A 6,660-nucleotide genomic window follows, 5' to 3' on the forward strand; every position below is an offset into this window, starting at 1 on the left:
GTTCAGCGGCTCACGCCGTGGACGGCGAGGTACTGCCTGACGATCTCGTTGAACTCGTCGGCGCGCTCGACCTGGGACCAGTGGCCGCACTGGCTGAAGATATGCGCGTCGGCGGTCGGGATGACATTGAGCAGTTCCCAGGTGCGCGAGACCGGGATCACGACGTCCTGGACACCGTGGATCAGCAGAACCGGGATCTGAAGCCTGGAGAGCACCTCGAAGTCCAGCGGCAGCGCATCGCGGTCCCGGTCCCGGGCGGTGACAACCTCGATCAGGCGGTCCGAGGCGGTGTCGTTCAGCGCGGCCGCGTAGCGCAGTGAGACCAGTTCGTCGGTGACCAGGGACTTGTCGACGACGAACTGCTCCAGCGTGCGGCGGATGCCGGCCTCGGACAGTTCCGGCTTGGAGTGGCCGGACAGGGCTGCGGTCTTCTTGGCTCCGCCGGTGCCCATGGACACGATGCCCAGCAGGCGCTCCGGGAAGTCGATGGCGAACTGCATGGCGACCCAGCCGCCGATCGAGTTGCCCACGATCCAGGTCTTCTCGATGCCCAGCGCGTCGAGCACGCGCACCGCGTGGCGGACCCATTCCCTGATGCCGTATTTGGTGCCGGGGGCGACGATGGTCTGGCCGTAGCCGATGGAGTCGATCGCGATGCAGCGGCCCTGCTCGGCGATCTGCGGCAGGTTCAGCCACCAGTTCGCCGCGGCGGTCACACCCGTGCCGGAGCCGTGCAGGAACAGGATCGGAGTGCCCTCGCCCAGCTCGTGGTAGTGCGTCAGCTCGCCCTCGGCGGTCTCAAGCCACCTGTCCTCGAGGCCGAAGAAGGCATCGGTCCTATAGTCGGGGATTTGGAGGGTGTTCATGGTGTTCCTTCCGGAAGGGATGGGCGGGGCTGGCACTAGCTGGCCAGCACCCTGATGCCGTCACTGACGGGGTGGGCTGGTTGGACGGGCTGTCCGGTGAAGGCCATGGAACTCAGGATCGCGTCCAGGGTGGCCGGGGCGTGCTGGGTGAGGCAGGCCCCCGCGACGAAGCGGTCCGGGCGCAGGAACACCAGTGGTGTGGGCCGGTCATCGAACCATTTCTTCATGCGGCCGGTATGGTCGCCTAGTACCAGCACGTCCCCGTCCATGTATTCTTCGGCCCATTCGCGCTGGGTCTCGGGCAAGATGCAGACCAGACGGGCGCCGAGGGAACGCAATTTTGCCAGCGAATCCTCCGGGAGCACGTCCTTGGGGCTGTTGCCCCAAACGATGACCGACCACCAGTTGCCGATCGCGTCGTCCAGCAACAGGTTGTCCGCGTCCTTGCTGTTGACGCGCGGCTGGGGGAACTGCCGGCCGACGGGCGATACTTTACTGTTTGCCGTTCGGACGGGGATCAGTTTGCTGGTCAGGGCGGCCCCTGCGCGGCCGGCTTCCTGGGTGCTCGGGTCGGCCAGCACGCCTTGGGTATAGCGGGGCATCGGTTTGAACTTCATGTCGGAAAAATAGCTTTTGACCGATGGGAACAGGTTCAGCACGGAGGAGGTTGCGTCGCGGGCTGCCGCGCCGACGGGGTTGGTGATCTTGATGAACTTCCCGAAGGTCAGGGACAGGTCCACCATGGCCTTGGCATGCCCCCTGCGCTCGGCCGTATAGGTATCCAGGAGCTCGTCGCCGGCCTGCCCTGAAACTACGGCCGCGAGCTTCCAGCCGAGGTTGGTGGCATCGCGCATGCCGGAGTTCCAGCCCTGGCCCATCCAGACGGGCATCAGGTGCGCGGCGTCGCCGGCGATCAGCTGCCGGCCCTTACGGAAGGAACCGGCGACCCGTGCATGGTGGGTAAAGACGCGGAGGCGGATGAAGTCCAGTTGTGAGGGGTCCGGGACATGGTCTTTGAGCAGGGTGTCGACGTAGGCCGGGTCGGTGACCTGCTCCTCGGTCTCGTCATCGTGGAGCATGAATTCCCAACGGCGGATCGCGTGCGGCAGGCCGATCGAGACGTAGGGCCGTTTGGGGTCAGCACCGACAAAGACGTTCGGGGTGCCCAGCGGGTCGTTGTTCACGTCCACCACCAGCCAACGTGTTGAGGGCGACTCGCCCTCGAAACTCACGCCCATCCTCTTACGGGTCGGGGACTTCCCGCCCTCACAGCCGACCAGGTACCGGGCACGGAAGCGGCGTTCCTCTACCTGCCCCTCCGGGCTGGTAACCAAAGCGATGGCGGTGACGCCGTCGGCGTCCTCCTGAACGTCCTCTACCCGGTGGTTGAAGAGCACCTGCACATTCTCGAAGCGGGTTAGCCCCTCGCAGAGAGCCTTGTCGACGTCGGGCTGGATGAAGCCGTGCTTGCGGTCCCAGCCGAACTCGTCGGTCTGCGGGTTGTTGACCAGGATGGTCTTACCGGCACCGTTGACCAGCCGCAGGATGTGCTGCGGGTTGGTATGCGGGCGCACCGTCTCCACCAGCCCCACGGTCTGGATGGTGCGGAAGGACTCGTCGTCCAAGCCCACGCCGCGAGGGTAGTCGATGAGCCGGTCCATGGCCTCCAGCACTGTCACCTTCCGGCCGTACATGCCCAGGATGTTGGCGAGCATCAGGCCGGCCGGGCCGGCCCCGATCACCAAGACCTCGGTCTCCGCATCGGTTTGGATGCTGCGATGAGTTGCTTTGTTGTTCATGGTTGCTTTCTTCACGTTTGGCGCAGCGACCCCAAGCACGTGGCGCCGGGTGCAGCTAACGAATGGATCGTGTACATAGGGCACAGACATGCACACTATGTGCATGCTATGGTCGATAGCACACCATGCGGCAAGAGGTGTGTCAAGCAACACAGGGCCTGATGTTGCAGCACGGAGATGGTTAGGGGAGCCGCCAGAGATGCAGGGTGGTGGCGGTGGCAAAAATGGCCTGAGCGGTTGCGGCCGCCTGGTCGCCGGGCATCGCGCCTTGTTAGCTTTTGCCGTGCCCATGCGGGCGAGCGGCGACGTTACCGTTCGAGGTTGTTCTGATCCTGGAGGGCCGCAGCGGCGTTCTTTTCGGCGGCCCGGTTGGGTGTCTTCCAGCGGCATCCTGCGCCCTTTGCCCGCATTTCCACATTGTGCCGATAACGGTGCATATGAGACTGCACCCATCTTCCGGCCTTCGCGATGTCGTGCAGTGCGGCGGCAAATCGAGCTGCCGAAGGAATGCCGGGCCGGCACAGAAAGCGGCGGCTTCGAGGTCTTCGGACTAGGAGTCCAGGGCGGCGGTGAGCTGCTCTTCGGCCGTCACCATTGCACAGAGCCCGGAGGGCCGCGTACAAAAGAGCCACACCCGGGAATCGCAACGCTATTGACACAATAGGCGCCACTTCTTTAATATGTTTATGTCAGATCAACAAATTAGGAGGGTTCCCTTGAATGCCAGTGAACACGAGATCATCAGCCGCTACACCCGCGCCGACGCCCTCGCGGACTGCGTCCTGATCGACATCACCAGCCCCGCCCGGGCCACCGGTTTCAGCCGGGAGGCTGCGATGACGTCTCTAGCCTGGGCTGAGGCTGTGGCCTGGAATACCGGGAACGGCCCCTGGCAGGACGAGCAGGGGCGCCTCTGGGACGTACTGGTCATGGCGGCCGGTGCGGCCCGCGCTGCCCGGTCCTGTTCCAGGATTCCGTTCTCCGTTTTTCGGGTTCCCAACGTTGCGGGAGCCGAAGCACCGGAAGAAGTCCGACTGCACCTTCACATCGGCCCGGCCGATACCCCCGATCCCGTGCTGACCATCCTGCTGCCCCACGAAGACTGAACCCATCTGTCATCCCGGGTTTGCCCGCTCCCTATGGAGTGGGCAAACCCGGGATGACCTACACCTTTCGACAGAAGTTTTTATCAGGATCCGAGGAAGGGGCACGAAGAAAGATGAGCGAACGTACGCGGGCACTTGAAGACGAGCACCTCCAGGCTGCCATCGACGAGGCAATGCAGAACGTGGAGGAACTGGAGGCTGACAGCTGCAGGAGCGCCGCCGCTGCCTGGTACGGGACATATCAGACCCTGCACCGCTTCCTTCACACCCCTGAATGCCTCCCGGCGTCAAAGACGCGCCTACGATAAAACCGACAGACCAGGGAGGGACACCGCCAGATGATCACCATTGCCGCCACCAAAGAACCGGACCGTTTTCACGTGGTCTGCCGTGAATGCCTCTGGACCCCCGGCAGGCAGATGCCCTGGAACGACGCTAACGATACCGGCGCGGCCCACGGCCCCGAATGCCCCGGATCAGTCCCGAAAACAGCCACCCGCACCCAGATCAACCGTGCCAGAAAGCTTCTGTCCGGCGACTACTAAAACGTCCACCATCTATAGGCCGCACACACAGTACATCCCCCTGGGGCTTCAGCTGAACCGCGGCTCGCTTAGACTCAATGGTGAAAGCGCCCTGCCAAGTCTGTTGATCTGACAATCGTGGACCTCCTGCAGGGCGCTTTTCCATGCCCTGGCCACTGCCGTCCCCCTACCGGAAACCGTGCATGCATTGGTTGATACCGATGTCGGACGCCAAACAGCCCGCCCCCGTTCTGCGAAGCAGACCGAGACTGCCCACAGCACTTTACGAAGCCGCCTCCTGCCCTGGCCCCGTATCCACCCCGCAAAATTGAAGATCCCAGGGAGCCGTCGACGCCGCGCATGCTGCCGCCGGGTAACTGCCCGGATTTCCCGGAATCGCTCCGCTCCATCTGGAGCGTCGCCTTGATGTGGCCAAGGTGGCTGCCACCGCCCATGCCGGGGCCCCGCTCATCGCAGCCCGAGCCCTCGTGAGGTATCGACGGGTCCGAAGAGGCTGGGAGGCAGTCATATTGGGACCATTGGCTGCTCCGTTGTGGTCCGCGCGCTTCATGTCCAGGCTGTCGGGATCGAGGCCGGCGGATGAGCGGCGGACTCGTTGCCTTCGGGCAGATCATCATGCGGATGGAAGCCGAACATGCTGCACAAGCCGAGGCAGTTATGGAGTCCGGGCGGGACAGCTCTTAGCCACTACCCGCCCCGGCGGGCAGGGTAAGCCCGGCCAGGGACCAGGACCGGGCCGGCCGCATTGCCGCGCCGAATCCTTCACGGCCCAGCCTGCCCGGGCAGAACCCGGGACGCCTGGCCGGGCAGACCCCGGGATGCCTGGCCGGGGGCTGGACTCCTGGACCCTGTCCGGGCCGTCGATTGATGGGGATGTCGCATGGGCCAACGATCCCAACGCTATTGACAGCCCAGTCTCGCCCCGCCTATATTTGTTTATACACAATCAACAAAATAGGAATGGTTCCCGTGGCGGTTACCGCTTTGCTTATACCAACCGATATGGCTTAACCATTGGAGACCCGTGAGCTGGAGGCAGATCTGAAGACCCTGCAGTCGCTGGTGGGCGGCGACATTGAAGCCGTGGGTGATGCATTGATGACTGTGTACCTGAATGAGCTGGGCAAGGCCGCGGGAATGCCTCATAACCTGCGGGCGAGCCTGCTGTGCCGGGCTGATGGCCTGATCCGGGCAGAGGACTGGATCGCGGGACCGGCCGTCGTTCTGGCGCCCGGCCCAGACGGGCAGGATTCCAGCGTCCGTCCCGGAGTTATTGCGGCCGGCGGCCGTCTGTCGGATGCCCTGGCCCGCATCAGCGGCTAATTCAATCGGGACGGCCGGGGACTCTCGGCCGCCCGGAGCCCTAGGAAGGATGGATCCATGGCTTCACTTGCTCTGACCCACACCCCGGCCGCCGGGACCTTGCTTGATGGAACCGTCCGGAGTGACGGGTCGAATCTGGTGTTGAAGGAGCTGGGCTGGCGCTGGTCCCGTGGCATTGGCTGCTGGTATGTCCCCAGGTCCCGGGACGCTGCTCCCGACCACTGCCTCATCGATCTCACCCTGGAGCGGCTGGGCGCCGAAGGCTTCAGCGTGGACACCGAGATAGATGAAGGTTTCCGTTCCGCCTCGGAGGTTCAGGCAGACCACCTTGACCGCGCCACGGAGCGGGCCGAAGCGCTGGAGGCCAGGACCGAAGCGAAAACCTGTGCGGCCGCCAACGCTTCACAACGGCATCGTCAGATGGCCGATCGGATTCCGTTCGGCCAGCCCATCCTGATCGGGCACCACTGCCAGGCACGGATACGCCGCCACTATGACCAGGTCGCCAGGGCTAACGATCGGGCGGTGAAGGCGGCGGAGGCTGCAGAAGCTACCCGCAAAGCCGAGGTGGCGGTTCCGGTCTCCCCTGAGCGCCAGAATCCGGTCACGGTGTACAGCCGGATCGAAAAGCTCAAGGCCGATCTGCGCTCCATCGAACGACGCCTGAACGGATACCGCCGCACCCTCTACGGCGGCAACTACGACATCACTCCGCCGGCCAAGGGGACATACTGCCAGGGCCTGCTGGCCAGGCAAGGCCAGCTGACCGACCAGCTCGCCTACTGGAACGGGATCCGCCCCCGGCAGAGCGCCGCCGGCATGGCCACCGACTACTCAAAGAACACCGTCAAAGCCGGGGACCTGGTCAAGATCAACGGCCGCTGGCATCGGGTCCTGCGCGCCAACCCCAAGACCGTCACCGTCACCAGCGACAACGGCTTCCCGCTGAAGGCCAGCTACCCCTCCATACAGGAGTACCAGCGCACCGAATAGCCCCGCCGCACCGGCAGAGGAAAGGAGG

7 protein-coding genes are annotated in these 6,660 nt (G+C 64.3%); 5 read left to right on the forward strand and 2 right to left on the reverse strand.

What is annotated here, in order from left to right; all coding sequences use genetic code 11:
- Positions 1 to 2: 2 nt before the first annotated feature.
- Together AC5RW2_RS35730 and mhpA are read right to left on the reverse strand one after the other, a co-directional pair.
- Entirely contained in the window at positions 3 to 866 is an 864-nt protein-coding gene (locus tag AC5RW2_RS35730) for an alpha/beta fold hydrolase (protein ID WP_494075084.1), read from the reverse strand.
- A gap of 35 nt (positions 867 to 901) precedes the next feature.
- The gene (mhpA, locus tag AC5RW2_RS35735) at positions 902 to 2,665 is read right to left on the reverse strand and encodes a bifunctional 3-(3-hydroxy-phenyl)propionate/3-hydroxycinnamic acid hydroxylase MhpA (RefSeq protein WP_493986682.1); all 1,764 of its coding nucleotides are present in this window, start codon (positions 2,663 to 2,665) and stop codon (positions 902 to 904) included.
- A 716-nt stretch (positions 2,666 to 3,381) separates the two neighbouring features.
- On the opposite strand from mhpA, the gene AC5RW2_RS35740 reads away from it, so the two are divergent.
- The 5 genes from AC5RW2_RS35740 to AC5RW2_RS35760 all read left to right on the forward strand — a co-directional run bounded on the left by AC5RW2_RS35740 (position 3,382) and on the right by AC5RW2_RS35760 (position 6,632).
- Entirely contained in the window at positions 3,382 to 3,771 is a 390-nt protein-coding gene (locus AC5RW2_RS35740) for a DUF6573 family protein (RefSeq protein WP_494075085.1), read from the forward strand.
- Between the two features lie 113 nt (positions 3,772 to 3,884).
- The gene (locus AC5RW2_RS35745; RefSeq protein ID WP_493986676.1) at positions 3,885 to 4,079 is read left to right on the forward strand and encodes a hypothetical protein; all 195 of its coding nucleotides are present in this window, start codon (positions 3,885 to 3,887) and stop codon (positions 4,077 to 4,079) included.
- A 30-nt stretch (positions 4,080 to 4,109) separates the two neighbouring features.
- Positions 4,110 to 4,316: a hypothetical protein gene (locus AC5RW2_RS35750; protein ID WP_493986677.1), complete on the forward strand. Its 207-nt coding sequence runs from the start codon at positions 4,110 to 4,112 to the stop codon at positions 4,314 to 4,316.
- Between the two features lie 1,014 nt (positions 4,317 to 5,330).
- Positions 5,331 to 5,639 carry a DUF3846 domain-containing protein gene (locus tag AC5RW2_RS35755; RefSeq protein ID WP_493986678.1) on the forward strand — a complete coding sequence of 103 codons (309 nt, stop codon included), beginning with the start codon at positions 5,331 to 5,333 and terminating at the stop codon, positions 5,637 to 5,639.
- Positions 5,640 to 5,696: 57 nt separating this feature from the next.
- Positions 5,697 to 6,632: a DUF3560 domain-containing protein gene (locus AC5RW2_RS35760; RefSeq protein ID WP_493986679.1), complete on the forward strand. Its 936-nt coding sequence runs from the start codon at positions 5,697 to 5,699 to the stop codon at positions 6,630 to 6,632.
- Positions 6,633 to 6,660 lie beyond the last annotated feature (28 nt).

It is taken from the genome of Arthrobacter sp. B0316-1-20, assembly GCF_059091865.1.

Excerpts from the sequence above, each read along its gene's own strand:
- AC5RW2_RS35730 (WP_494075084.1), bottom strand. The coding sequence starts at position 866 with ATGAACACCCTCCAAATCCCCGACTATAGGACCGATGCCTTCTTCGGC.
- AC5RW2_RS35750 (WP_493986677.1), top strand. The coding sequence starts at position 4,110 with ATGATCACCATTGCCGCCACCAAAGAACCGGACCGTTTTCACGTGGTC.
- mhpA (WP_493986682.1), bottom strand. The coding sequence starts at position 2,665 with ATGAACAACAAAGCAACTCATCGCAGCATCCAAACCGATGCGGAGACC.
- AC5RW2_RS35760 (WP_493986679.1), top strand. The coding sequence starts at position 5,697 with ATGGCTTCACTTGCTCTGACCCACACCCCGGCCGCCGGGACCTTGCTT.
- AC5RW2_RS35745 (WP_493986676.1), top strand. The coding sequence starts at position 3,885 with ATGAGCGAACGTACGCGGGCACTTGAAGACGAGCACCTCCAGGCTGCC.